Below are 25,401 nucleotides of genomic sequence, written 5' to 3'. Positions count from 1 at the left end.
CCTGAGGGATCTGCCGCTATGCCGGCCGCTGGTTCAGGCCATCCGGATGTATTAGACGCGCACGCGCCTGCATCAGGCGTCACATCATATTGGACGATACCGCCGCGCGGCTTACGCGATTAAGCTTGAATCGTCGACCAGAGCGAAACTTGCGAGGTGCGTGATGGACCAGCTTTACATGTTGCGTGCATTCGTCGCTGCTGCGAGGTATCAGAGTTTCAGCAAGGCCGCCGAATCGTTGAACGTGACCACCGGGTCTGTTTCAAAAGCGATCGCCAGGCTTGAAGAATGCGTCCAGACGAGAGTCTTGCTCAGGACCACGCGGTCCGTTTCCTTGACAGACGCAGCACAATCGTACTATCTGATTTGTTGCCGTTTGCTCGAAGAGCTCGACGAGGCTAACCGGCGCATTGCGATGGAGCACGAGGTCAATGGCGGAAAATTGAGCCTTGTCGTGCACCCCATGCTGGTAAACGGGGCGTTCCCACGCTTGGTGCGGCGCTATCGAGCCATCGCGCCTCATGTGAATCTGATGGTTTCCGTTCAGGATCACCCCGCGAACCTGTTCGATGGCCGTTTCGATATCGCCATTCTTCCGCCTCAGCTGGTCGAGCAGTCCACCGTAATTCGCCGGACGCTAGCGCACTCGCCTCGCATTCTCGTCGCCGCTCCGGCCTATCTCGAGCAATATGGCGCACCGGAATCCGCTGCGCAGCTCGCCAATCATTTTTTACTGATCGATTCGGAAACGAGAAAGAAAAATGCGGAGTTCATCGATCTCTATGAGGGTGTCCGGAAGGTGAGCGTTTTGACCATGTCGTCGATGGAAGGTGACCAGCTGCTGCTTCGCGCGGCAGCGCTCGAAGGTACCGGCATTGCCACGCTGCCTGAAACCATGGTTCGCGACGACATTGATAGGGGAGATCTCGTGCACGTCCTGCCGGAATGTACGGCATCGGAAAGCAGCATTGAAATATGCCTTTTCTATGCTCATCGGGAACTGATCTCGGCACGGATCAGGATGTTCGTCGACTTCTGCACCGAGTTCTTTCGGGCTCCTGCCAGGTCGGCAGTTATTGATGTAATGCGCGTGCCGCGACCGGCCGTGCGGACCGAAGATCTCGAGATGATTTCGTGATGGCGTGTTGATGCCCCGCCCACTCGCGCCGTATTTGCAAAATGGACGCCCGCAGCCCTAACTGGGAGAGGAGACGCCCGCAATAGAGTGGGCGTGTTTGAGGAGGTGGTATCGCAGCGACGCCTCATTGCGATATATACCACCACTCGTTGACGACGTCCCGTAAGCCAGCTTCTCGATACTCCCATGGAATGGAAGGATCATTCCCGAGGCTACGGGATTCTCTTGGCTATTGAAGGTGATTAATCTGCCTAGGTGTTTCCCCGGGAGGCCCCCCTCCATCACCTTGCTAGAGAGATCGAAATGAAATTGCTTACTGCTGTTCTTTTTGCATGTTCGCTGTCGGCCAGCTTCGCTGTTCACGCAGAACCCCTTGCCCCCGCGCATGCGGATGTTCAACAAGCGGCCGAGGCGGGTACGTCCGCGGCGAATACATCCGAGGCGAATACGAATCGCGCGCCGCGGCGCCGGGCTGCGGCTCCGGCCAGGGACCCTAATGCCTGTGTGGGTCCGGCGAGTTTCTGCGACCTGTTTTTTGGCAGTTGAGGTTGCTAAGGGTTGGCGCCGCGCGCATCGATTGATCGCGATCGAGCACACACAGCGGGAAAAAAGAGCGATTCACCGAGCGTGTGAATCCCCTCATCGAGGCGCGGCGACCATAGTTTCTCGTCGTTGAACTCAACCGCCGGATTGGCGCGCACAGCGTGTCCAGGCGAACGCATGACTCCGGGTTGCGACCGAGCCTGAACTTCATTCAGCCATCGGAGCGCATCGGTGCAGAATCATAAAACCTACGGCTTGCACTGACCTGCCGCGAAACCGATCGCTCCTGGTGCCGGCTTGCTTGTGGACGAGGATGGGTCGATGCTGTGGAAGAACTCAATGACCGTCTCTCTCACGACGTTTTCGGGGGTCTTCTTACGGGCACGCGTGCGGGCGAAGGTTCATCGGCCGTATCGGCGCGACCGCGCTTCCGTGTATCACAACGCCTTTTACGGAGTTCGTGGCCCGGAGAACGAGCTTTCCATGCTGCTCCAAGCTTCGCATGACGCGCTTGGTCGGCAGCCGCAGGTTATCGCGCTTGTCGCGGAGGCACGCCTCAGGAAGACCGGCATCTTGCAGGAGTTCTGCCGTTGGCTGAACCAGTTTGAGGATGCCAGGAACTACTGGCCCGACACGCTTCCAGGCGGCGATGGCACCCAGCATGTCAATCGTATCTTCAAAGGGTATTTCTAGCCATGTTCAATATCCTCCTCGTTCCGCTGGACGGCACAGCCCAGAGTGTCCGCGTCGTCGACCTGGCCAGCCGCGTGGCGGCTCCAGGCAGGGCAACCGTACACCTTCTTTGCGTTGTCGACCCATCCTACTTTTTGCCTCCCGGTAGCGAAAGTGGCACCGCACCCGATCGCCTGAATTATCCGCCTGCACGGGCGCAGACATCTTTCGCACAAGCCGTCCTGACTGCAGCAGCCGCCCAGCTTGCCGACCGGAATCTCACCGTGGAACAGCACCTCTGCGCGGGAAATTCCCCGGCCGACGTCGTCATCGAACAAGCCCGGCTGCTGACCGCGGAGGTCATTGTGATGGGACATCACCATTTGTCGCGGCTACGCCGCTGGGCGAACCCGTCGACGAGCGGGGAGGTCATTGATCGGTCGCCGTGTGCGGTACTGATCGAGACATGGGACAAAGGCTAACCGGGGTGACTTTGATTTCCGGTCAATTCTCCGGCTAGCCGCACCCAAGCTAGCCGTGGGTTTGCCTTTGCTCGCCAAATCAAATACGTGCAAAATCAGTTGGCTGCTGTCTATCCGCCCGCGCTGCAACGCGTCAATGCTTTTGTAAACGGCGCAAAGTGCCAGATGCCGCGATAGACGCTTTTTCAGATTGGCCCGACACCGCCGCACCGCAGTTCGTCGTGTGCCTCATGATCTTACGTTGAATTGATTCCAACATCGCCGTGGTTCGTGGGCGGAGCACGATAGCCTTGGGTCCATTCCGAGGAACGAAGCGATGCGCGCACAGACGAAGGATGGTGCCATGCAGACGAACCATGGCGATACGGCAGGAGGTAGGGCAACGGTTGAAAAGGGGATGGCCGGAGTTCTGGAAAGGTTGTCAGGACGTCTTCCCGCGGTATTGATCGACTCGCTGCGAGAGCAGTGGAGGGGCCTGGATACGATCGACCGGCAGGGCGGTCAGATCGAGCGCCGGTTGCTGGAGTGGATGAAGGACGATCACTCAGCCAAAGCGATCGCAGCAATTCGTTGCGTAGGGCTACTCACTTCGACGCCGGCAGTGGCTACGATGGAACACGCCGAAGCCTTCAGATCCGGCCGCGAGTTTGCTGCATGGCTGGGTCTTGTGCCGGGCCAGACTGGCTTTGGCGGAATATCAGGCTGTGAGGACTCAGTAGGCGAGGTGACACATATCTGAGGACTTTGCTGGTTCATGGAACGCGCAGGATTATCTATCGGACCAAAGAGCCGGGGCAGTGGGTGGAGCAGATGAAACAGCGGCGTCCGTTGAACGTCGCAATCGTCGCCATGGCCACCAAGCTCGCCCGAATAGGCTGGGCGGTGCTGGCGCATCAACAGCCATACCGTGCAAATCACCGGCGCAAAAAACCTGCGTGATCCAGACGGCAGTACCTTGCTCATCTTTGAAAGTAAGCGTAAGCGGCTCGGCAGGGCCGGTCCCCGATCCTGCCCGGTCAAACGGCGGGCGGGGGCGGAGTGGCCGGATTCAGTTTGACGGCCACGTTCCAGGGAAGCAGTTAGTCGATGCGGTTGACCTTGTGGTCCGCAATATGAGTGAGCACGTATTCGAGATAGGCACGTGGGTTGATTTCGTTGAGTTCGCACGTACCGATGAGACTGTACATCGCCGCCGCACGCTCACCGCCGCTGTCGGAGCCGACGAACAGGTAGTTTTTCCTGCCCGACGCTACGCAGCGCAGGGCATTTTCCGCGAGCACGTTGCTGATCTCGGCGCGTCCGTCCTCGCAGTAGAACGTGAGTGCCGCCCAGTGGTTCAGCGAGTAGTTGATCGCGCCCGTGAGCGTGGACTTCTTCGACATCGTCGCAAGCTTTGCACTGATCGTCGATTCGAACGTGTTGAGCAGCGGTTTGCTCTTTTCCTGCCGCACAGGGAACCGCTCATCGGGTGGTTTGCCGCGAATGTCGGCTTCGATGCTGTAGAGCTCGCCAATCATCTCGAGTAGTTTCCGGGTATCTGGAGTCGGTGTACGCTCGTGAACGTCGCATATGTACTTCCTCGCGTGATCCCAGCACGCCGCTTCGTGCACGTCGCCGTTCGCATACAGGTGATCAAGCCGGCGTAGGCATCCGCCTGCAGGATTCCCTCGAAGTTGGCGAGATGCGTTTGCGGATGAATACCCTTGCGGTCCGACGAGTACGTGAACCAGACTGCCGCAGGTCCGCCGAGCCCGAGCGCCTCACCCAGCGAATGCATGTTCGTCGCGCATCTGGGGCAGAGCGGATCAGGCTCGAGTACGATCTCCTCGCGCGGCAGGTGTGGCGGGAGCGGCTCTCGCGAAGCCGATTTGCTGGCCGGCGCATTCGGTGTCCTGTCTCGCTGTTCGCGCCTCGGCAGCACCACGGCCGCCCGTCAGGTCCTCCAGCTGCGCCTCGAGCTTGTCGATCTGCGCCTTCAGGCGTTCGATCCCGTCATCTCGCGCGGCGAGTTCCTGCACCATCTTCGCGATCGATGCCTGGTGCTCAAGCAGCGATGCCTGTTGCGCGAGCACCATGGCATGAGCTCGGCGACATTATCGGGCAGCGGCGCTTGATCGGGCATGCGTCGCAGTTTACGAGCCTTCCTCGCGGTTTACAACATCGAGAGTGCGGCGGTGCGTCGTGGCTGTCGCCAGTCGATGCCCTCGAGCGACATCGACAACTGTGCGCTCGTCAGATGGATCTTGCCGCCATCGGCCTGTGGCCAGATAAAACGGCCTCGCTCCAGACGCTTTGCGATCAGCCAAAGCCCGTCGTCGGTCGCCCACAGAAGCTTCACGAGATCGCCGCGGCGCCCGCGAAAAATGTACAGGTTGCCGCCCAGCGGATTCTCCTCGAGTGCCATTTGCACCTTGGCAGCCAGGCCCTGGAAGCCTCGGCGCATGGCCGTGATGCCCGCAACAAGCCAGATATGCGTACCCGTTGGCGGAGAAATCACGAGCGCAAGCTCCCCAACACTGTCCGAAGCATCTCAGCGTCGACAATACCGTCGACCTTAACCAGTGCCCGGCCGATCCGAACCTCGATTGACCCGGCCGGCGCAGCGGGCCTCACGACCTCAGACTCTGGCAGCGCAGAAGGTTCATTGACCGATGACACCTCGTTCACGATTGCCACTGGAACGAGTTGCACCGCCTCGGCTTGCTGTTCCGCCAGATATCGGCGCCGCCAGGTGAACACGAGGTTCGCGTTCAAGCCGTTCTTGCGGGCCAACCTGGAGATTGACACCCCCGGTTCGCAAGCTGCCATCGCCAGGCGACGACGGAATTCGGCACTATGGTTCGGGCGACCTTTACGGCTACCGGGCCTCTGTGTTGGCTCTGACAAAATGGTGTCCACCACTTCGAAAATGATGGACATCACTTTGATGCCGATACTTGCGGCCGTCTACAACGGCCACCGCGAGCCGCTTACTGTGCTCCTCCAAATGCTGTTTGCGTTTTCATCGTCAAGCGCTTATTTCACCTCTACGGCCAGGACGTGTCTGGCAAGGTTTTATTTCGAAAGAGGGTATCGCGTCGGCAGCTAATCGACTTCTTCACTCAGCGTTGATCCTTGGGCGCCCAAAACCGGCGACGGCCTATCCTGCCATCCCTCGTTTTAATATCGTTTTTTAACCTGCTGGCTAAACGCTTTCAGGAAGCTCGGCCGGAAAATTCCGTAAAGTGGCCACATGCGTCCGCGGGATGCACCTCATGAATCCGCTGGTCGTCCTTTGCTCGACCGCACACCGTATCTCTTGATGCGTGATGTCGATTGAACGAGTCCGCAACCGGGCAGGCCGATTTCTGAGTAGTGATCCGGTCCACTGCCGCTCCCTGACGGTCAGATGTCTGCGAGGGCTGCAGCTTGAGTCGGAAATCGCAGGCACTGAATCGGCAACGTCGATTCAGCTTCGGGCCGCTGTTGATCTCCTAAAATCTCCCGGATCTTTCCCAAAGGTATGCAGGCAGGGCTATCGGGAGTTCGTAGAGAAGGGATATGGTCTGCGAGACTATCATGACTCTGTCGGCTCGCAGTTCCATTGTGTGGATCCTGACGGCCAGAATGATTCGTCCCGTTTCCTGTGATCGTTCTGCGCCTGCGCCGTCGTGAAGTTTGCCCGGAATGCCTTCGCTACGTCTTTCCGGACATCGGGCCGGTCCGTTGCTCGTGCCAGACGCGTCCAAAAAATTTCTTTATTCCAGCGCGATCCGGCTGATTCCACGACGTCCCGACAGCGAAAATCCGGCAAAAAAACAGCTGTTGACGGCGCCTTCGTGAGTGAACAAGATGGGATGAAGAGAGCACGACGGAGCGAGCCATGCCAGTTGCGAAAAGCTATACCCGGGCGCAATGGGATGAGCTTGTCCGTTCTCTGGAATCACTGCCGGTCAAGCCAGAGGCCGAGCAGCGCCTCTCTATTACCGATGCGATGAAAGAGATGCGTCTGGTGATCGGTGCGGTGAGAAAGAAGGGATATACGCTGGAAGAAATCGTCGAACATGCAAGAAAGAAGGGCGTCGATTTTAGTGTTGGCTCCGTCAAGTACGCGCTATACCCGTCGAAGAAAGACAGGCCAGTTCGACAGGCTGCAAAGGAATCGGCAAGAGGCAATGCCGCGCCATCGCCTCGTGCGAAGAGAGGAAGCAACGACGATGTACCGCGCGCGGAGGCTTTCAGAGAAAATCAAAAGCAGGATGGGGGAAAGATGGGTGGCAGGCCGGGAAGCATGGTGATGCGTGACGCGTTCTCATTCGAGATCAGGCCTGACACCGAGAACCTTTAGAGGATTCAAATGGACATGACGACTTACCCCATCTATCTCGTCGGTGGCAGCAAGGGCGGCGTGGGCAAGAGCTTTGTTGCGCTCGCGCTGGCCGATTATCTGCTCCGGCGGGATATTCATGCGGCGCTGGTGGAAACGGATACTGCCAACCCGGACGTGATGAAAGCAGTCCAGGATGAGATGCGTTGCATCGCCTATAACCTGGACGATGCAGACGGCTGGATCGGCCTCGTCAATTTCTGCGATGAGCAGCGGGACGCGGCGATCGTTGTGAACACTGCGGCGCGGAGCCAGACGGGTGTTGAGCAGTTCGGTGCGACACTGGCCGGTGCGCTTGGCGAGCTTCGGCGCCGGCTTGTTGTCCTGTGGGTGATCAATCGGCAACGCGACAGCCTCGAATTGCTGAGCGCTTTCAGCGAGACGTTCCCGGACGCGGTAACGAATGTCGTGCGTAATGGCTACTTCGGTCCGGCGGACAAGTTCACGCTGTATCAGGGATCGCAGCTTCGCCGTTCCGTCGAATCGCGCGGTCACTCACTGGACTTTCCCGATCTTGCGGATCGGGTTGCGGACGAGCTTCGCAGTCAGCGCATGTCGATCCGCAAGGCGGCGGCGACGATGCATATCGGTGAACGGGTCGAGCTATTGCGTTGGCGTTCGTTTTGCGATGCCATGTTCGCGAAGGTAACGGTCGATGGATAACAGGCAGGGCAGGCCGGTGGATACGCTTGCCTGTCTGTTTCTCGATGTCACGGGTGAATTGCCTGACAACGCCAGTGTGCTGCGAATGCGGCGGGTGTCGAGTGCGCTCAACCTCCGCGACAACGATGCATTGTGGTCTGTGCTGGTCATGCTCGAACATTACGGGCGACTCTACGAAGCCATGCCGGAGCGGATCCGGCAGGCGGGCGCGGACAGTATGGATCTCGTGCGGACGGAGGCGCGGGCAGCGACGGATGCGTTGATGATGCAGCATCGTGACGCGCTTGCCCGCTGCAAGGCCACGATCGAACTGGCGGAGCAAATGACCGCCGAGCACGAAGCGCGCTACCGGGCTGCGGTTGCGGCGCTGAACGACGAGGCGCTGGCTACACTCACGCAGCGGGCAGCGAACCACATTGCCCGCGTTGCTGGTAACCGGCTCGTGGGGGCGACGGCGGTCGCTACACGTGAACAGCAGAAGCGGATCGATACGGCGCTCACGTCATTCGAGCGCATCGCCATGCGGCGGCTCGTACGGGCGTGCCATGGGCTGGTCGTTGGCGGATTGATTGTGATGCTGCTGGCAGCGGGCGCGGGCGCGCTGGCCGGATGGTGCGCGGGCGTCCACTGGGTGCGGGCAGACGGTTCGTCGTCAGCCCGCACGGGTTACACCTCGTCGGTGTCGCCCTTCATGAATTCGGCGGCGTGGCGGAGCACGTCTGCTGCCGTGCCGTTCTGGTCGAAGGCAATCATCGGTGCGAGGGAGCCTTCATCTTCGGCGCGGGCAAGGGCCATGTCATAGTCCTGGCCTTCGTCGTATTGCAGATCGGTGGCTTCAACGAAAGTCAGGTAGAGGTCGGGCGAGCCTTCGGCATTGGTGGCGAGCACGGCCATGCGCATGCGGTTGGTCATGATGGGTTTCTCTCGTTCAGTCCGGCAGGCGGCGGATACGGGCTTGCCGCCTGCTTCGCCTCGTTGCCGGGGCGAGGGGTTGCATTACGTCGCGAGCGGGCGGGATTGCGTGCCATTCATGCTGTCGGAAGTCGGGAATGGCCACGGCGTCGGCGGGCTACCGGCGGCGGGTGCAACTCCTGCGTCGGTGGGTGTGTCGTTGACGTATTCTGTGCCGTTACTTGCATCCAGTTCCGCACCGGGGGCCTCGCCTTTCGGCGTTTCGTCCGCGCCGTCTCCGGTGTCCGCGTCGTCGCTGTCGGTCTCACCCTCGTCGTCACGGTTTTCCCATGATGATATGGCCGGGAATTCACGATCGGTGAGGATTTCCGGGAGCCATGCTGCCTTTGCGAGCCGAAGCTCCGCTGCTGCTGCCGCGTCTGCTTTCTTCATCTTTTCGAGGTCGATTGCGGCCTTGGGTGACACGGCGGCGGACACGACTTCTGCGATACGCGCCTTGCTGACATGATCGAAATACGTCGCACGCGTCGCTGTCCAGTACCGGGTCATGTCGAGGTTCAGCGCACTTGCGAGCGTGTTGATCGCAAGCGGCTTTTCCTCGGCCACGATTCCGTCGAGCAGGGTGCCGGTGCAGAACGCGAGCAGGTCGAGCAGCGTCGTGCCGGGATCCTGTTCGATCAGCCACGGCAGGAGGTCGCTCCGCTCTGCGGGCAGTTCCCCAATCCAGCGCGCCCGCTGCGTTTCGATGGCATTCCATGCAGGGCTGGCGGACAGGTCGTCGGCAGCACGCAGCAGGCTGTCGTGGTTGTTCTCGCCGGACAGTGCGAAATAGCTGCGTGAGGACGCCTGCCCGTAGTGCTCGGGCAGCGCCTTCGGGACCAGGTAGTGCAGCAGGGCGGCGAGCGCTACGGTGGGCTGCGCGACCAGTTCCGCGTGGACGGCAGCGGTGCGGTGTGCCGTGAGTCGCTGGCAGAGTTTCGCGCTGTGGACGGGTTTGACTTTCACAGCCTTCGCGCATGCGGTATCTGGGCCTTCGGCTGTGGCGATGCCAGTTACGGTCGCGCCTGCCGCGTCGAGCGCGGCGCTATTCTCGCGTCGCACGAGGCCGCGTTCGATGACGAGTTCGCCCTGCGGCCCAACGATCACGAATGCACCCGCATCGGCCATTTGCTGCGCGTCCCAAACGAGCGTGCGGCTTTCGAGTGCGATGATCGCGGCATTGACCTGCTCCATTTCGTCGTTGAGCCGGTCGGCTTCCTCGTAGGCATCTTCGTCGCCCTCCGACAGTGCTTCGATCTTTTCAGCCAGTTCGTCCTGCTGCGCGGTGAAGGCGTCCATTTCGCGCTGTTCGTCGTCGGTGTATTGGCGCTGCACCGGGCGCAGCCTGCCGTGGCGGTTCAGTTCGGCAAAATCGCGTTCGACTCGCGTTTCCGTCCAGCCCCATCCCTCGGCCTGGACTTCGGCTGCAGCAGCGTCGAGCTTTTGCGCGACGAGCTTCTGCAGCAGTTCCGCATCGGCGATATAACCGGCGTTCTCGTCGTCGCTGAACAGGTCGCGACGCACGTAGCCGCCCGCTGCTTCATAGGCGGCGAGGCCAACAAAGCGTACGAGACGGCTACGGCTCGCGTCGATCTCGGCGCGCGTGATCGACTGCCGCAGGTAGTTCGGCTGACGTTGCCACTCGTTTGCGTCGAACCACATATTTTCCTGTGTTTCGTGATCGTCTGCGAGGGCGAGCGCAGCAAGCTGATCAAGCGTGATTGCGTCGTCGCGCAGCAGCGTGAGCAGTTTGGGCGACACGTTAGCGAGCCTCATGCGACGCTTGACCGTGAGTGGCGAGGCAGAGAACAGCGCCGCGATGTAATCGACACTGCGGCCTTCCTCAGCGAGCATCCGGTACGCGCGCAGCACGTCGAACGGGTCGAGTCCTTCGCGTTCGCTGTTCTCGATCAGTGAAATGGCGAGGGCTTCGCCTTCGCTGACGATCCGCACCGGCACCGGATAGTCCGCCGCGATATGGTTCTGCTCGTAAAGCAGGTCGAGCGCGGCTTTGCGACGCTGGCCCGCGCAGACCCCATACCGGCGCTGTTTGCCCCGCGATCCCTTCATCTCATGGACGACGAGGTTTTGCAGCAGACCCTTTGCCCGGATGCTCGCGGCAAGCGCCGGAATGTTGGAGAGCGGTTTCGTGCGGGCGTTCAGCGGCGAGGGCCGCAGGCTGGAATACGCCACGGTGGCGACCAGCTGTTCGTTGCCGAAGTTGGTTTCGAGCGGCGAAACGGTTTCGTCAGTGGTTGCCGCAGGGGTTTCGACTTGAGATTGCATGATCTGACTCCAGAAAATTAAAGAAGGTTCCGGGACGGGTCCTGCCGGATTCCATCAGGACGTATCCTGGCTAGGAGTCCTGATGGAACGAGGCGGGGGGACGTTGCCGTCCCTGAGGCGCTTATGCTTTCATCTGGCGCATGGCGTCAGCGAGCATCCACAGCGCGCGGTTGAGCTTCACGTTCTGGTCGATGCCGGTGATGGGGCGAGTCGACATGGCGCGTCCACTGCGCGAGCGTCCATGCAGCCCGCCCTTCGTGAGGTTTTCCTGCACGCGGTTGAATACGGTCCACAGGTCGTCGCGGCGATCCTCGAAACGGCGCGGTGCCAGTAGCTGGCTTTCGGTGACGGGGGCCAGTGCCTCGGCGTCGGTCGGGTCGTAGCGCAGCGCAAGGGCGGAACGGGCGAATGCATGCTGCTCGTCGCGGCTCAGATCGACGGCGCGCATGCTGTCCTTCTGCTCGCGGATCAGGTCGAAGCCGTCGAGCACGTCGAAAGCGCCATTGATTACGTTCTGGATGACGTTGCCTTTGTGTGGCACGCGGATATCGGCGATGTTCTCGCCCGCGACCATGCCGTTCTGGCAGACAAACCGGAATGTGCCTGCCAGCATCTGGTAACTGCTGGTGCCGTCGTGCGAGTTCAGCAGCACGATTTCGTCGGCTTCCTCGCCGGTGATCTGGTCGGCGTGGCGAAGCCGCAGCATGTGTTTTGTGAACTCGCGCTTGCCCTGATCGCGAACACGGGTCTGGCAGATCATGAACGGCTGAAACCCTTCGTTGCGCAGACCACGCAGGACGTCGATGGTGGGAATGTAGGTGTAGCGTTCGGAACGGCTTTCGTGTTTGCCGTCTGCGAAGATGGAAGGGGCAACGTGGCGAATCTGGTCGTCCGAAAGCGGCGAGTCAGCGCGCAGCATCGGGGACCGGTTATGGAAAGAGGAAGCGAGTTGCATGGCAATCTCCACAGTCAAGGTTGAGGACCTGAACCGGGCGAGGGGAGGTTCCTTGGCATTGCGGTTGGACACTTCCCGGTGGAACTCGGGGTTGGCGTTGCTACCGCCTGGCTCCCGGGTTCCCGCCCGTGCGACTGGAGGAGCTGATAGCGGGCGGGTGTCAAGGAAAAAGGCGAGGGAGGGGTGCGGGCAACACGGTCCCTCGCCCCTTGATGCGCGCCCGCTATCGGCTACTGTCGCGGGTCAAGGGCGGGAAGCTGGGAGCCGGGTGCATGCCATGCCGTGAGTTGACCGGGCATTAAGGAGCGGTTCTAAGGGCATGGCCGTGAAGGCCGGCCCTCGATAGAAAGCGACGGGGTTGACTGTGGTGCCTTCAATTGCTGACCGACCATCGGCGCAATAGGGTGATTAACGATGGTGCGCGAGTGCAGGCCAAAATGCCCCCGTCCTCCTCGGACTGACCGCAGTTCTGCAGCCTTCCGCTTCCACGGCCTCGCGGCCGCCGGCCTCTCTTAGCGAAGGGATCGGGAACTTGCCGACATCGTGACGCGGGGCGGGTTTTCGGCCACAGCCGACATTGGGCTGGGCTGAGTTCTACGTCAGCGATAAGGCGGATTGCTGACGGTCGTGGCACCGACCAGCCGAACGACAGCTTCCTCGATCGGCGAACTCACACTCCCGTTAAGGGTTATTCGATGCCTGCCCATACGCACAGGACCGTGCGGCGCTTGCGGGCAGGCGTCGAATAAGCCTCGAGGGAGGAAACCGCGGAGTGGTCCGTTACGGTCAGAGTGTTGGATGGCTATGGCGATTGATGGTCCGGCATCCTCAGCCTTGATAGAGCAAGGCGGCGCAAACGGGATGCTCGAAGTGCCCAGGCGCCTGGATGATGCGATGAATTCGCGCGACGATGGTGACGAAGTCGGCGTTCAAGGGAGTGCTTGAAGCGGCGGGCGCGAACGTCTGCTCGTGGGTCGCGTTGCCGCAAAGCCGACGTTGGTAAGCATGGAACAGTAGCGTTCATGTTGCGCCCCGCGAGATGGGTGGTGCGCGAATCGGTGCGGTGCGCTCGAGGATATCGATGACGATCATCGGGGCGCCACAGTGCCGGCAGATGAAGGTGGGCCGGGTTTCGGTGCCGGTGTCGTCGGATGCCGTGTCAGGTTCGGGCGTGACATGCAGCAGCGCACGCACCTTGGCGAGACTGGCGCGGCGCACCGGGTTGGCGAGCAGCCCGTAGTGACGGATGCGATGGAACCCGCCGGGCAGCACGTGCAACAGGAAGCGGCGCATGAACTCGCCGGTGTCCAGCGTCATGGTCTTGTAGCGGGTGCGCCCATTCTCGCGATAGTCCTTCCAGCGGAACGTCACGCCGCGCTCATCGAAGGCGAGCAGACGCTGGTTGGAGATCGCGACGCGGTGCGTATAGCGCGAGAGGTAGGCGAGCACCGCTTCCGGTCCCGCAAAGGGACGCTTGGCGTACACAAACCAATCGCAGGCACGCAGCGGTGCCAGCCACCGTGCAAAGGTGGCGGGATCGGCGAGCGCCGCATACTCACCGAAGAACTGCAGCTGGCCGTGCCGGTGGGCATCGGTGAGCGCTTCGACGAAGCGGCGCCGGAACAGGCGCGAGAGCACGCGCACCGGCAGGAAGAAGCCCGGCCGGCAGCCGATCCAGTGCTCACCATCGGGCGACAGCCCACCACCGGGAACGATGCCGTGCACATGCGGGTGATGCGTGAGCGCCGAACCCCAGGTGTGCAGTACGAGCGTGGCGCCGATCTGGGCGCCGAGATGCCTGGGATCGGCGGCGATCGTGCGCAGCGTGTCGGCGGCGACGTCGAACAGCAGGCCGTAGATGATCCGCTTGTTGTACCAGGCGATCGCACTGATGGGCGCGGGCAGCGTGAAGACGACGTGGTAGTACTCGACCGGCAGCAGATCAGCCTGACGTGCTTCGAGCCAGCGGCGTGCGGCATTGCCCTGACACTTCGGGCAATGGCGATTGCGGCAGGAGTTGTAGGCGATCTCGGTGCGCGCGCAGCCGGAACAGCGCAGCACATGCCCACCCAGCGCCGCGCTGCGGCACTGTTCGATGGCCGACATCACCTTCAGCTGCCCGAGGCTCAGGGGGACCGTGCGTCGCCACGCTGGCCCGCAGGCGCGGAAGATGTCCGCGACCTCCAGCATGAGGCCCTGCGAAAGGCTATTGGGCGGGCAGGCGCTCCAGCGGACTGATGACCTCGCGCAGCAGGTCGGTCGCTACCTGTGCGTAAAGCGCGGTGGTCTCGAGCTTCTTGTGGCCGAGCAGCACCTGGATCACGCGGATGTCCACCTTCTGTTCGAGCAGGTGCGTGGCGAAGCTGTGGCGTAGCGTGTGCATTGACACGCGCTTGTCGATGTCCGCAGCCACGGCGGCAGCATGAATGGCGCGGTTCAGTTGATGCGTCGTAAGCGGATCAATGGGGTCGAGCCCGGGAAACAGCCATCCGCCGTCCAGCATCTTGCCCTGGGCACGGGCCACGCGCCACCAGACGCGCAGGCGTTCGAGCAGCACCGGCGAGAGCAGCGCGTAGCGGTCCTTGCGGCCCTTGCCCTGTTCGATGCGCAGCGTCATGCGCTGGCTGTCGACGTCGCCGACCTTCAGCGCTACCACTTCGCCGGCGCGCAATCCGGCGCCATAAGCGACCGATAGCGCGGTCTGGTGCTTCAGGTTGCCCGTAGCAGCGATGAGCCGCCGGACTTCATCGGGGCTGAGCACGACGGGCAGCGTGCGGGGTACGCGCACGGGCTGCATGCGGGCCATCCGTTCGGGGTCGTGTAGCGTGACTTCGAAGAAGAACTTCAGCCCCGTGATTGCGGCGTTCAGCGAGACCGGGGATGTGCCGTGGTCGACCAGGTGCAGCTGGTAGCCTCGCAGATCCTCGACGGTGGCCGTATCGGGCGAGCGTCCGAGAAACCGGGCAAACTCGCGCACGATGCGCAGATAGGTGCCTTGTGTCTTGGTGGAAAGCTGGCGCATGCGCATGTCGTCGATCATGCGCTGGCGCAGCGGGCTGACGGTCGGTTGGGCGGAGGTCATGATTCGGCTCCTGCTGGAGAACGAGGCGGATTGCCTCATTCGCCAACATAAAACCGCGTGACCGGCCTCTCCCTGACCCCCAGCGTCGGGACGGAGCCCCCTACCGCGCGAGCGGTTTCGTTCCCCGACCCGAAGCTGCCTATCGATTGCAGAAGATCGAATGGCAGGTTGCCGAAGGTAACCGGCCAACTGCTGCCCTAGAAGTTGTATTGGAAGTAGATCTGGCTAAAGTTCAAGCCTGGGTCCGGCTGCTTGATGTCCGCGTTCGAGATGTGCTGAAAGCGAAATCCGGCCTGATAGCTCCCATGCTCGCCGAATTGCGCTCCAATGCCTACCATGTCCGCGAACTGGAACGACGACGACATCGTGCGGGACGGCGTCTGCCGCACATGGGACAGCAAGCGTATGCCTATGCCTGCCTCGAAGAACGGCTTGAACCAGCCGGTGTCCTTAATGATCCGGAACACCGGCGTGACGCCGAACTCCCAGGTGTGCGAATAGATGGCGTTCGAGTCGTCCAGCTTCCAGTACGCAACGTGCGCCTCGCCGACGACCGTCAAGTGAAAGCCGGCGATGTGCCACCATTGCAGCCCCGGATCCCACACGAGGCCGAGGTCGAGCTTTTTCACGTTGTCATCCGCAACGCCCGGGCCGAACTGGAAGCCGAACCTGTTCTCCGCATGTGTATTAGCCGCAGCACATGCAAAGAGCGCCGCGCACGCACCACGCACGACACGCGCTCGCCAGACCGATGATCTCGCTGTCATGTATTTCCCCGATTCGGAAAATTCAGCACGACGTCAGTGTCCGGAACGGCTCACATCGGCTCCATCCATACCCGAACTTCGCCTCGCGAATTCAATCGCGATATGCACTGCAGCACATTCGCATTCTGCCAATCGAAACGCGCACGCCCTCCGACGTTCACTCATGATCCACGCGCATATGAGTCCGCAGTGTAGCCTCGAAAAAGTCAAAACGCTCGTTGCCGCGCCAACACCGGGAAACCGCGTGAAGCCCACGACATCGCAGTTGCGGACTGATTGCTTTCACGGTGAATTGCCATTTCTGATCAATGACCTGTTTCGACCGGTCAGACGCAGAATTTGAGGAGTATCGGTAGCACCTTTGTTGGTGGATATGCCGCGATTGCCCCTTTTCTGTAAAAACGACTGGGTCAAGCCGGGGGGAGGTGGTTACTGGCGTTTTCCGGCGACAGGGTTCGCGCGCATGGGATAGGTCACGGCCGCCAGCGAACGAGTGCGCGCACCAGGCCGCTATTGAGTGCGGAGTTGAAGTTCGAACGTCCTTGAGAAGGAACGAGGCAATGACGGGGGATGGCCGACTTCACCCGGACGCGCATGCCCGCAGGCGGACCCGGAGAACGCGTGGCTTTCAGTCTCGCCGGCCGCTCGACAAATCAGGGTCTGCGAACGGATTGCTTTCACACGAGCTTCAGGCCGCGCCTTACTCCTCGGCCCGGTCCCGGTTATTTGTCAACGTGCCAGCTCGCCTTCCGTTGCCGCGACGGCGAGTCAGGCCGAAGGGCTGGCAGAAAGTTCTCCCTGCATAGCCGTCGTCTTTGTGTGACGCAAAAGCAGTTGGAACACTCGTGATGTGAGCCGCCTGCCAGCACCGTGGCGGCCGGCAAGCCACGCTTTCTCATTCTTTGCCGGACTGCGTTGCGGCTTGTTCGATCAGCTTCGCGACCTCCGCCGGGTGCGAGATGTAGGCCACGTGGCTCGAGTTGATCTCGACCGTCTTGCTGCCCGCGCGCCGGGTCATGAAGCGTTCCAGATCCGGATTGATAGCGCGGTCCGCGGTCGCCACGACAGCCCAGCTTGGCTTCGTTCTCCACGCGGCGTGCGTGATCGGAACGCCGAACGATTGCGCGGCGGGCGTGACCTGTGAGATGGCCATGAAGCCGGCTTCGGCGCTGGGCAGGTCGGCGGCGAAATCCGCGTGGAAATTAGCCGGGTCGATGTACAGATGGCCGTCGGCAGTCGCCTTGATCGCCTTGGTCGCGGGCGGCGTCTTTTTCGTCAGTTCGATGGGCGATTCTCCCGTGTCTGGCTGGAACGCGGCCACATAAACGAGACCCGCGACCTTGTCGTCGTTGCCGGCCTCGGTCACCACCGCGCCACCGTAGCTGTGGCCGACGAGGATGCTTGGACCGTCCTGCGCATCGACAACGCGGGTAGTGGCTTTCACGTCGTCGTCAAACGAGGTTTCCGGCTCTTGCACTACCGAGACCTTGTAACCATCGCGCGTGAGGATTCTGGACACCGCCTGCCAGCCGGAACCGTCGGCGAAATAGCCGTGCACGAGGACAATGTTCCTGACGGGTGCGGCGCTAGCCGCCTGCGAGCCGAGTGCGGCTGCCAAAAGGGCAACTGCGGCGGCTATGGTTAAGAATGAGGAAACCTTCATTTTGACGCTCCTGAAAAGAGGTTGCTTGAGAATCGACCACAGAAGATAGGCTCTGCGCGATGTAGCCATCCTACTAGTAGGATGGTAGATTTGCAAGCACTTTGTCCGAGCTGGCAATGGGTCCCCGGGCCGCGTAAACTGTCAGTGATTCAACCGACTAGATGGTAGATACAATGACGGTAAGCGGAAGTCAGACGGCAGACAGGATCATTGCCGCGGGGCGGCAACTCATCATGCGTCGCGGCTACAACGGGTTTAGCTATGCCGACATCTCAGAGGCGATCGATATTCGCAAGGCGAGCATTCACCACCATTTCCCCACCAAGACGGATCTCGTTATCGCGGTGCTGAACGAATGGCAGCAGGCATTCGACGCCGATGTGGCGGCACTCCAGGCGAGCGGCGCCGATGCCATTGCGCAGTTACGTGCGTACATCGGACATTGGGAACGCTGCATCGCGGACGACACGGCTCCGTTCTGCATAGCGGGCATGCTTGGTGCCGAACTCCCTTCGCTGCCTGCCGAAGTGGCACAACGCGTGAAGGCGTTCTTCGAAAACCTGACTTCCTGGCTTGAGCAGGTGCTCGAGTCGGGCGCGAGAGGCGGCCTCATCCAACTTGATTCGTCGATTCAAACTGAGGCTGCAGCACTCATATCGTTGGTCTACGGCGCCATGCTTGCGGCGCGCGCTTTTGCCAACGTCGGGTTATTCACGGAGGTTACCCAGGGCGCAGTGCAAAGACTGGCGCAGCCGCGCAAACGCACACGATCCAGCTGACGCGGTGCGGGAGATCTCGGTTTTTCAGTCAGGTGACAGGCCGCTACCGGCAGCTTAACGGACGTTTAGACGTCCAGGAATAGGGACGCGCGAATGGCCCTTCGTGGCCGACTGTACTCATCCACAGAAGCCCCCGAAAGCTGCCGTCGAAAATTTCAACGGCGGCTGTTCAGACCTTCATCGAACTGGTGCTCTCGGCCAAATTCCGCCGCTCGCTGGACTCGCAGAGCGGTCACTCGAACGGCTGGTGCAGTCAGTAAGCGGCGCGAGGCTCAACGCGGGGCTACCGGCCGTTGAGGTGGCCATGCCAAGTGCTGATGTCGCTCTTCTGCTCTTCGCTCCCGGATCGTCGGAGGCGTCAGCGCGCGCTGTCCGCAGATATGTACTCTCGACGCCTTATGTGCAGACCGAACTATGCAAGAGCGCACAGAAGCCAAAATGACGGACGAGCACCGATCCTCTCGTGTCTAGCGCCTGCTGTAGGGACGTTGCCCATCGTGCGGGTCGCCATACACCAGCGGTGCCGTAGTCAGTAACGTTAGCAGTGAAGGGAGGGATACCCTGACGCCGCCCTGAACTCGTCATGTGGCGCGCTTTCAAGAAGAACAACATGCGGGCAAGACGTCCTATGCTGCTGTGGACGACAGAGCATCCTCGAGCAGTGTCCGACCTTCCGGTCTTGGCGTGGGAACACCCGATCTCCACACGGCCGCAGCGGCAATCGCCGTCTTCCGGGAGAGCAACTCGTTCGTGGGCGCATTGGCGCTTCCGGGCGATGCGTCTCGTCTTAATGTTGCTCACACCGATGATGATTTCGCCTTGCGGCGCCTGAGCGCAGCAACGATTCATCGCTGCATATCGGCACGAGCGTCGCGATCCACGAACAAATTTTTCGCAAGTGACGGCGCACAGTCGAACCCGGGTTAAACACCATAAAGCTTGCTGCAGAGGTCGGCACTCGCGCCCAGCCGTCGGGAAAGATCGGCCGCCGTATCTAACTGTGCGCGGTCGAGCGCGCCACTCGCACCGGCCTCACTGAGACGCGATGCAGGACCGGACAGCGTTAGCGCGGCCATGAACTTGTCGCCCGCGCCGAAAATTGGCGTCGCAAAGGCCGCCGTGTGCACGTCGCGCGCGCCCGACGTAAAGAGCGGCAAGGTCGGCTGTTCTCTGAAGATCGGCTCCCCCAACCCCCAGAAGCGGATCACCTGACTGATCGCTGTATCGTCGAGCGGAAGGGATGTGCCCGCGAGCCGCGTTTCGCGCAAACCTTCGGACGGTTCCACCCGGAACAGGCAGAGCCGTTCCCCCTTTTCGTGGACGTAGTACGATGCGCTCTCTTTTGTCAGCGCTGCGAGCGCACGCAGCGCCGGCTCGACAACAGAAGCAAGACGAAACGACTGCTCGTAAAGCTTGCCGAGATACAACACGCGATGGCCGAGCGAGTAGTCTCCCGTCTGCGAGCGCACGACATAGCCCATCCGCTCCAGAGAATTCATCAACCGGTACACGGTTGTCTTGTGCATGCCGGACGCCTGCGCCAGCGCCGATAGAGAGTGCGATTCGGCCCCCGGCCTGAAGCAGTCCAGCAGCGACAGCGCTTTCTCCACCGCCGCAACGCCTTCGTTTCCCATCTCGCTCTCCGGTTAGTGGTTCCGCTGCATTGTACTCCGTACAACAGCAATTTACTTGATAAAAGGGTTAACGCCAGTGGTCTCCCGCCCATGCCTTGCCTTATAGTGGTTTCACGTCGTACACGTGCGTTGTACAGAGTAAAACATATCACTGAGGTGAAATCCATGAGCGCAGCTTCCGCAGGACAGTCCCCCATCAATCGCAATATCGAGCGCGTGTCGCCTGAACTCGTTCAGGCAGCCGCGAAGTTTCAGGCCGCCATCCTCGCGGACGTCGCCGGCCGGCGCGGCACGCTGCACGGTCGCGTGCAGCCGCTGTCGAAGGCGATGAAAGTCGCAGGCCCGGCGATCACGGTCGAAGTCCGTCCCGGCGACAACCTCGCCATCCACGCGGCGCTGGCTATCGCGAAGCCGGGCGACGTGATCGTCGTCGACGGCAAGGGCGATCTGTCGTGCGCGCTGCTGGGCGAAATCATGGCGACGCAGGCGAAGGTGAGCGGCATCGCCGGCATCGTCATCGACGGCGCCGTGCGCGACTCGCATGAGCTCGCGAAGGGCGACTACCCGATCTTCGCGTCCGGCCTGAATCCGTGCGGCCCGACCAAGAGCGTCGCGGGCGTCGTGAATGCGCCGGCTTCGGTCGCGGGTGCATCGATCAATCCGGGCGATCTGGTCGTCGGCGACGCGGATGGCGTCGTCGTGATTCCGCGCAACGATGTCGCACGCATCATCGAACTTGCGCAGAAGAAGCTGGATGCCGAAACGGCGCGCATCGCCGGCATTCTGAAAGGCGAGGCGTTGCGTCCGGCATGGCTCGAGAAGGAACTGCGCGCGTTTGGCATGCTGGGCGAAGGCGAGGCGCTGTGATGTCGACGACCCCGCAAAAGCCGGTGATTCTCGTCACCGCCGCCGATCTCGCGCCGCAAGCGCTCGACATGCTGACGCAGTTCGACGTAGTGTTCGCGGGCAAGCAGCCGACCGAAGACGAACTCGTCGCATTGAGCGCGCAACATAACCCGGTCGCGATCATCGTGCGCTACGGCAAGATCAACGCGCGCATCATGGACGCGGGACAGAAGCTGCAAGTCATCTCGAAGCACGGCAGCGGCATCGACGTGATCGATCAGGCGGCCGCGGCCGAGCGCGGCATCGCGGTGCGCGCGGCGGTCGGTGCGAACGCTGCGGCCGTGTCGGAGCACGCGTGGGCGCTGATCCTGGCGTGCGCCAAGTCGGTGCCGCAACTCGACTTGCGCATGCGTGACGGCCATTGGGACAAGTCCACGCACAAGTCCGTCGAACTCGATGGACGCACGCTCGGTCTCGTCGGCCTCGGCGCGATCGGCCGCCGCGTGGCGTCGGCGGGCATCGCGTTCGGCATGAACGTGATTGCGTTCGATCCCTACGCGAAGGACGCGCCGCAAGGCATCAAGCTCGTTTCGCTCGACGAGCTGTACGCGCAGTCCGATGTCGTGTCGCTGCATTGCCCTCTGACCGCCGAGAACCGTCAGATGCTCAACCGCGAGACGCTCGCGCGCTTCAGGCAGGGCGCGATTCTCGTCAACACGGCGCGCGGCGGGCTTATCGACGAAGCCGCGCTCGCCGAAGCGCTCGCGAGCGGCCGGATTCGCGCGGCTGGTCTCGATAGCTTCGACGTTGAGCCGATGGCTACGCCGCATCCGTTCCAGCGCATTCCCAACGCGATTCTGTCGCCGCATGTCGGCGGCGTGAGCGATGCCGCCTACGTGAACATGGGTCGCGGCGCCGCAGCCAACGTGCTCGCGGTGCTGGAAGAGCAGACCCGCGACGTCGCCTGAAACGGGCAAGGGAAGGTTCAGCATGTTCTATCTCATCTCGCCCGAAGTGCGAGCAGCCGAAGTCTTCACGCGCATGCCGGAGAAATTCCGCAAGCCCGACGTTCAGACGGACTGGGCGCGCGCCAACCGCGGCGGCCTTGCCACGGACTCGTTCCTCGAAGGCCCCGTGTGGGACCCGCAAGGCTATCTGTTCGTGACGGACATTCCGCACGGACGCGTCTTCCGGATTTCACCTTCGGGCGAATGGGAGCTCGTCGTGCAGTACGACGGAGAGCCGAACGGCATGAAGCGTTTCGACGATGCGCACATGCTCATCACCGACTATCGCTACGGGCTGATGCTGCTCGATATCGAACGCGGGGAAGTGCGTCCGTATCTCGAGCGCCGCAACAGCGAGCGATTTCGCGGCGTGAACGACCTCACGTTCGATTCGCAAGGCAACCTGTATTTCACCGATCAGGGACAAACCGGCCTGCACGATCCGACTGGCCGGGTGTACCGCCTCACGCCCCAAGGCAAGCTCGACATGCTGCTCGGCAATTGCCCGAGCCCGAACGGCCTCGTGCTTTCGCCCGACGAAAAGGTGTTGTTCGTCGGCATGACGCGCGGCAACTGCGTGTGGCGCGTGCCGCTGCAAGCCGACGGATCGGTCAGCAAGGTGGGCCAGTTCTTCACGTCCTACGGTCCGAGCGGTCCTGACGGACTGACGGTCGATTGCGAAGGACGTCTGTTCATCGCGAATCCGGGACTCGGGCGCGTATGGGTGCTGAACCACCGCGCCGAGCCGGTCGAGATCCTCACCAGCCCCGAAGGCGCATCGCTCACCAACCTGTGTTTCGGCGGCGCCGACATGAAGACGCTCTTCATGACCGAATCCGTTTCCGGAACCGTGCTCAAGGCACGAATGAGTATCGCCGGAGCGCTGCCGAAACGGGCACTGAAACTGCTCTGAAGCGCGGTTGCAAATCAACATGTCGCACCGGAAGAAGTGCGATGGAGGAGCAAGCATGACCATATCGCAAACCATCGCCGGCGAGCGTGCCGGGGACGACGCGAAGGCGCCGCAGGACGCGCTGCGGGAGACGCATATCGGCAGCGAGGAATACGCCGCCAGCGAGCGCACGCTCGCGAAGGCGTTCCGCCGCATCCTGCCGTTCATTTTCATTTGCTATGTCATCAGCTATCTGGACCGGACCAACGTCGGGTTCGCCGCGCTGACGATGAACAAGGATCTGGGCCTCACCCCCGAGCAGTTCGGCCTCGGGGCGGGGCTGTTCTTCATCGGCTACTTTCTGTTCGAGATTCCGAGCAACCTGATCATGCAGAAGGTCGGTGCGCGCATCTGGATCGCGCGCATCATGTTCACGTGGGGTCTCATTTCGATGCTGACGGCGTTCGTCGTCGGCCCGAAAAGCTTCGCGGTGGCGCGCTTTCTGCTCGGCCTCGCGGAAGCCGGTTTCACGCCGGGTATCTATCTCTACTTCACGCATTGGTTCCCCGGCAAATGGCGCGCGAAGGTGACGGCGGCGTTTCTCGTCGGCATTCCGGTCGCCAACATGATCGGATCGCCGATCTCGGGCGCGTTGCTGCAACTGGGCGGCCTGCACGGTCTGCGCAGCTGGCAATGGCTGCTGCTCATCGAAGGCGTGCCAGCGGTTCTGCTCGGCATCGCGTGTCTGTTCGTGCTCGACGATCGTCCCGAGAAGGCCAGGTGGCTCACCGCCGAAGAGAAGCATTCGCTTGCGCGCCGTCTCGCGCTCGAACAGGGCGATATCGGCGCGAAGCATGGCACCGACTTACGCGACGCGATGACCAACTGGCGTGTATTCGTGCTCGCGTTCGTCAACTTCTGCGGGATCGTGGGTTCGGTCGGCGTCGGCATGTGGATGCCGTCGATGATCAAGCAGTTCGGCGTCGAGCATGCCGTGGTCGGCTGGTTGACCGCCATCCCGTATCTGATCGGCGCATTCGCGATGCTCTGGTGGGCGCGCGTCGCCAATCGCGCGGTCAACCGCGTTCGGTATGTGGCGGGCGCGCTGGTCATCGCGGCGGCCGCGCTTTGCGCGAGCACGTTGGTCGACGCACCCGCGCTCAAGCTGATCGCACTCTGCTTCACCGTGAGCGGCATCCTCGGCTTCCAGGCCACGTACTGGGCCATTCCATCGAGCTTTCTCACCGGGCGCGCGGCGGCGGGCGGCCTGGCGCTGATCGTGTCGGTGGGCAATCTCGGCGGCTTCGTCGGCCCTTCGATGATCGGCTGGCTCAAGCAAACCTCCGGCGGCTTCACCGTGCCGTTGTTCGCGGTCGCGGGCTTCCTGCTGCTGGGTGCACTCACCATCGCCTGGCTGGGTGATCCGGGCGCGGACGCCGGGGAAGCGCGCGCCGCCCGCAAGTAACGGGCGCATGTTTCATCGCGTTCGAATAAATCTAAAACTAACTCTGTTCGGAGACTGTATGTTGTTCAAGAAGGCCAGCAACCCTGCCAACCTCACATCCCGTTTCGCACTCGCGGCTATCGCCGGCGCGTGCATGAGCTTCGCCGCCAGCGCCGCGCACGCGCAAAGCAGCGTGACGCTCTACGGTATCGTCGACGTGGGCATCGAACATATCAACAATACGACTGCTGGCGGCGGGGTCACCCGCATGACTTCCGGTAACCTCTCCGGCTCGCGCTGGGGCATGAGGGGCAGCGAAGACCTCGGCGGCGGCATGAAGGCAATCTTCACTTTGGAAGACGGCTTCAACGTCAACGACGGCACGCTCGGTCAATCGACGAAGGGTATCGGCGCCAACGCAACGACGACCACGCGTCTGTTCGGCCGTCAGGCGTGGGTCGGCATGTCGTACAAGGACCAGCAACTGACCTTCGGCCGTCAGAACTCGCTGCTATACGAACAGGCAGTGGCGTTCGATCCGATGGGCGCTTCGTCGAAGTATTCGGTGCTGTCGATCGACTACGCTACGGCCGGGCGCATCGACAACTCCGCGCGCTACACGGGCAACTTCGGCCCGCTGACCGCGCAGGCAATGTACAGCACGCGCTACGACACCGGCTACGGGACGGAAGTGCCGGGCGCACAAATCACCGGCCGCTTCTTCAGCGGCGCCCTGACGTTCGCGCAAGGCCCGCTCGCGGCGAGCCTGTCGTACGAGCAACGCAATAGCAACACCGTGGCGACGAACACCGCCACCGAGCGTCGCGCGACAGCCGCCGCTTCGTATGTGTTCGGTCCGGTCAAGGGCTTCGCGGGCTATCGCTACCTGCGTGCGTCGAACGCGTTTTTGCCGGTGAACCCGATCGCGGTCGCGAACGGCTCCGAGGCGAGCGCCGCCAATCTGTCCTGGGCGGGCGCTCAGTACATGATCACGCCGTCCTTCCAGTTGACGGCCTCCGGCTACTACCAGGACGTGCATTCGACAAGCGCCGATTCGTGGCTGGCCGTGCTGTGCGCAGACTACTTCCTGTCGAAGCGCACGGACGTCTACGCCACCGCGGGCTATTCGCACAACAAGAATGGCGCGGCGCTCGGCGTGGGCGGCTACGGCACGGTTGCGCCCGGTTACAACCAGACCGGCTTCGTGCTCGGCATGCGTCAGAAGTTCTAA

General features: G+C 61.9%; 22 protein-coding genes and 1 pseudogene. 13 read left to right on the top strand and 10 right to left on the bottom strand.

The window, feature by feature from the left end:
• Positions 1 to 163: 163 nt before the first annotated feature.
• The 4 genes from QFZ91_RS32175 to QFZ91_RS32160 all read left to right on the top strand — a co-directional run bounded on the left by QFZ91_RS32175 (position 164) and on the right by QFZ91_RS32160 (position 3,574).
• Positions 164 to 1,138 (top strand): LysR family transcriptional regulator, encoded by a 975-nt coding sequence (locus tag QFZ91_RS32175; RefSeq protein ID WP_429569673.1) that lies wholly within the window; start codon positions 164 to 166, stop codon positions 1,136 to 1,138.
• Between the two features lie 864 nt (positions 1,139 to 2,002).
• Positions 2,003 to 2,374 (top strand): hypothetical protein, encoded by a 372-nt coding sequence (locus QFZ91_RS32170; protein ID WP_176383569.1) that lies wholly within the window; start codon positions 2,003 to 2,005, stop codon positions 2,372 to 2,374.
• Positions 2,375 to 2,376: 2 nt separating this feature from the next.
• Positions 2,377 to 2,835 (top strand): universal stress protein, encoded by a 459-nt coding sequence (locus QFZ91_RS32165; RefSeq protein WP_176105821.1) that lies wholly within the window; start codon positions 2,377 to 2,379, stop codon positions 2,833 to 2,835.
• A gap of 343 nt (positions 2,836 to 3,178) precedes the next feature.
• A complete protein-coding gene (locus tag QFZ91_RS32160; RefSeq protein WP_429569672.1) occupies positions 3,179 to 3,574 on the top strand; it encodes a transposase in 396 nt (131 codons plus the stop codon).
• 340 nt (positions 3,575 to 3,914) lie between these two features.
• On the opposite strand, the pseudogene tnpC reads toward QFZ91_RS32160, so the two are convergent.
• From tnpC to tnpA, 3 genes and pseudogenes are all read right to left on the bottom strand, one after another.
• Positions 3,915 to 4,957: pseudogene (gene tnpC, locus QFZ91_RS32155) on the bottom strand (IS66 family transposase).
• A 30-nt stretch (positions 4,958 to 4,987) separates the two neighbouring features.
• Entirely contained in the window at positions 4,988 to 5,332 is a 345-nt protein-coding gene (gene tnpB, locus QFZ91_RS32150; protein ID WP_176383568.1) for an IS66 family insertion sequence element accessory protein TnpB, read from the bottom strand.
• Positions 5,329 to 5,754, bottom strand: coding sequence for an IS66-like element accessory protein TnpA (gene tnpA / locus QFZ91_RS32145; protein WP_368598948.1), 426 nt, complete (start codon positions 5,752 to 5,754; stop codon positions 5,329 to 5,331). The genes tnpB and tnpA overlap by 4 nt, the downstream gene beginning before the upstream one ends.
• Positions 5,755 to 6,697: 943 nt before the next feature.
• Between tnpA and QFZ91_RS32140 the strand changes: the two genes are divergently transcribed.
• Genes QFZ91_RS32140 through QFZ91_RS32130 form a run of 3 tightly spaced genes read left to right on the top strand, consistent with a single transcriptional unit; the run spans position 6,698 to position 8,666 of the window.
• Positions 6,698 to 7,162 (top strand): hypothetical protein, encoded by a 465-nt coding sequence (locus QFZ91_RS32140; protein WP_429569671.1) that lies wholly within the window; start codon positions 6,698 to 6,700, stop codon positions 7,160 to 7,162.
• A gap of 9 nt (positions 7,163 to 7,171) precedes the next feature.
• Positions 7,172 to 7,864: a protein mobD gene (locus QFZ91_RS32135; RefSeq protein WP_429569670.1), complete on the top strand. Its 693-nt coding sequence runs from the start codon at positions 7,172 to 7,174 to the stop codon at positions 7,862 to 7,864.
• A complete protein-coding gene (locus QFZ91_RS32130; protein WP_429569669.1) occupies positions 7,857 to 8,666 on the top strand; it encodes a hypothetical protein in 810 nt (269 codons plus the stop codon). Before QFZ91_RS32135 ends, QFZ91_RS32130 begins: the two co-directional genes overlap by 8 nt.
• Positions 8,667 to 8,860: 194 nt before the next feature.
• Here the strand turns inward: QFZ91_RS32130 and QFZ91_RS32125 are convergent, their stop codons facing one another.
• The 6 genes from QFZ91_RS32125 to QFZ91_RS32100 form a co-directional block, all read right to left on the bottom strand.
• Complete coding sequence (locus tag QFZ91_RS32125; protein WP_429569668.1) at positions 8,861 to 11,101, bottom strand: ParB/RepB/Spo0J family partition protein; 2,241 nt, start codon at positions 11,099 to 11,101, stop codon at positions 8,861 to 8,863.
• A gap of 121 nt (positions 11,102 to 11,222) precedes the next feature.
• Positions 11,223 to 12,056, bottom strand: a complete 834-nt coding sequence (locus QFZ91_RS32120) for a DUF932 domain-containing protein (RefSeq protein ID WP_429569667.1) — start codon at positions 12,054 to 12,056, stop codon at positions 11,223 to 11,225.
• A gap of 1,020 nt (positions 12,057 to 13,076) precedes the next feature.
• Positions 13,077 to 14,246 (bottom strand): IS91 family transposase, encoded by a 1,170-nt coding sequence (locus tag QFZ91_RS32115; RefSeq protein ID WP_429569666.1) that lies wholly within the window; start codon positions 14,244 to 14,246, stop codon positions 13,077 to 13,079.
• Between the two features lie 16 nt (positions 14,247 to 14,262).
• Complete coding sequence (locus tag QFZ91_RS32110) at positions 14,263 to 15,138, bottom strand: tyrosine-type recombinase/integrase (protein WP_429569665.1); 876 nt, start codon at positions 15,136 to 15,138, stop codon at positions 14,263 to 14,265.
• Between the two features lie 197 nt (positions 15,139 to 15,335).
• Positions 15,336 to 15,905 (bottom strand): acyloxyacyl hydrolase, encoded by a 570-nt coding sequence (locus tag QFZ91_RS32105; RefSeq protein WP_429569664.1) that lies wholly within the window; start codon positions 15,903 to 15,905, stop codon positions 15,336 to 15,338.
• 895 nt (positions 15,906 to 16,800) lie between these two features.
• Positions 16,801 to 17,568: an alpha/beta hydrolase gene (locus tag QFZ91_RS32100; RefSeq protein ID WP_429570926.1), complete on the bottom strand. Its 768-nt coding sequence runs from the start codon at positions 17,566 to 17,568 to the stop codon at positions 16,801 to 16,803.
• Between the two features lie 173 nt (positions 17,569 to 17,741).
• Between QFZ91_RS32100 and QFZ91_RS32095 the strand changes: the two genes are divergently transcribed.
• Positions 17,742 to 18,347 (top strand): TetR/AcrR family transcriptional regulator, encoded by a 606-nt coding sequence (locus QFZ91_RS32095; RefSeq protein ID WP_429569663.1) that lies wholly within the window; start codon positions 17,742 to 17,744, stop codon positions 18,345 to 18,347.
• A gap of 923 nt (positions 18,348 to 19,270) precedes the next feature.
• On the opposite strand, the gene QFZ91_RS32090 is transcribed toward QFZ91_RS32095, so the two are convergent.
• Complete coding sequence (locus QFZ91_RS32090; RefSeq protein ID WP_429569662.1) at positions 19,271 to 19,981, bottom strand: IclR family transcriptional regulator; 711 nt, start codon at positions 19,979 to 19,981, stop codon at positions 19,271 to 19,273.
• Positions 19,982 to 20,146: 165 nt separating this feature from the next.
• Here QFZ91_RS32090 and QFZ91_RS32085 point away from each other — a divergent pair, with 165 nt between their 5' ends.
• From QFZ91_RS32085 to QFZ91_RS32065, 5 genes are read left to right on the top strand one after another with little or no spacing between them, the layout of a single operon-like run.
• Positions 20,147 to 20,848 (top strand): RraA family protein, encoded by a 702-nt coding sequence (locus QFZ91_RS32085; RefSeq protein ID WP_429569661.1) that lies wholly within the window; start codon positions 20,147 to 20,149, stop codon positions 20,846 to 20,848.
• Positions 20,848 to 21,795: a hydroxyacid dehydrogenase gene (locus tag QFZ91_RS32080; protein WP_429569660.1), complete on the top strand. Its 948-nt coding sequence runs from the start codon at positions 20,848 to 20,850 to the stop codon at positions 21,793 to 21,795. Before QFZ91_RS32085 ends, QFZ91_RS32080 begins: the two co-directional genes overlap by 1 nt.
• Before the next feature lie 22 nt (positions 21,796 to 21,817).
• The gene (locus QFZ91_RS32075) at positions 21,818 to 22,747 is read left to right on the top strand and encodes an SMP-30/gluconolactonase/LRE family protein (protein WP_429569659.1); all 930 of its coding nucleotides are present in this window, start codon (positions 21,818 to 21,820) and stop codon (positions 22,745 to 22,747) included.
• A gap of 55 nt (positions 22,748 to 22,802) precedes the next feature.
• Positions 22,803 to 24,191, top strand: coding sequence for an MFS transporter (locus QFZ91_RS32070; protein ID WP_429569658.1), 1,389 nt, complete (start codon positions 22,803 to 22,805; stop codon positions 24,189 to 24,191).
• A gap of 58 nt (positions 24,192 to 24,249) precedes the next feature.
• Positions 24,250 to 25,401, top strand: a complete 1,152-nt coding sequence (locus tag QFZ91_RS32065; RefSeq protein ID WP_429569657.1) for a porin — start codon at positions 24,250 to 24,252, stop codon at positions 25,399 to 25,401.

This window comes from Paraburkholderia sp. JPY419 (assembly GCF_050435705.1).
In the GTDB taxonomy this organism is placed as follows: domain Bacteria; phylum Pseudomonadota; class Gammaproteobacteria; order Burkholderiales; family Burkholderiaceae; genus Paraburkholderia; species Paraburkholderia youngii.
This window is presented reverse-complemented; position numbering and strand designations above follow the sequence as displayed.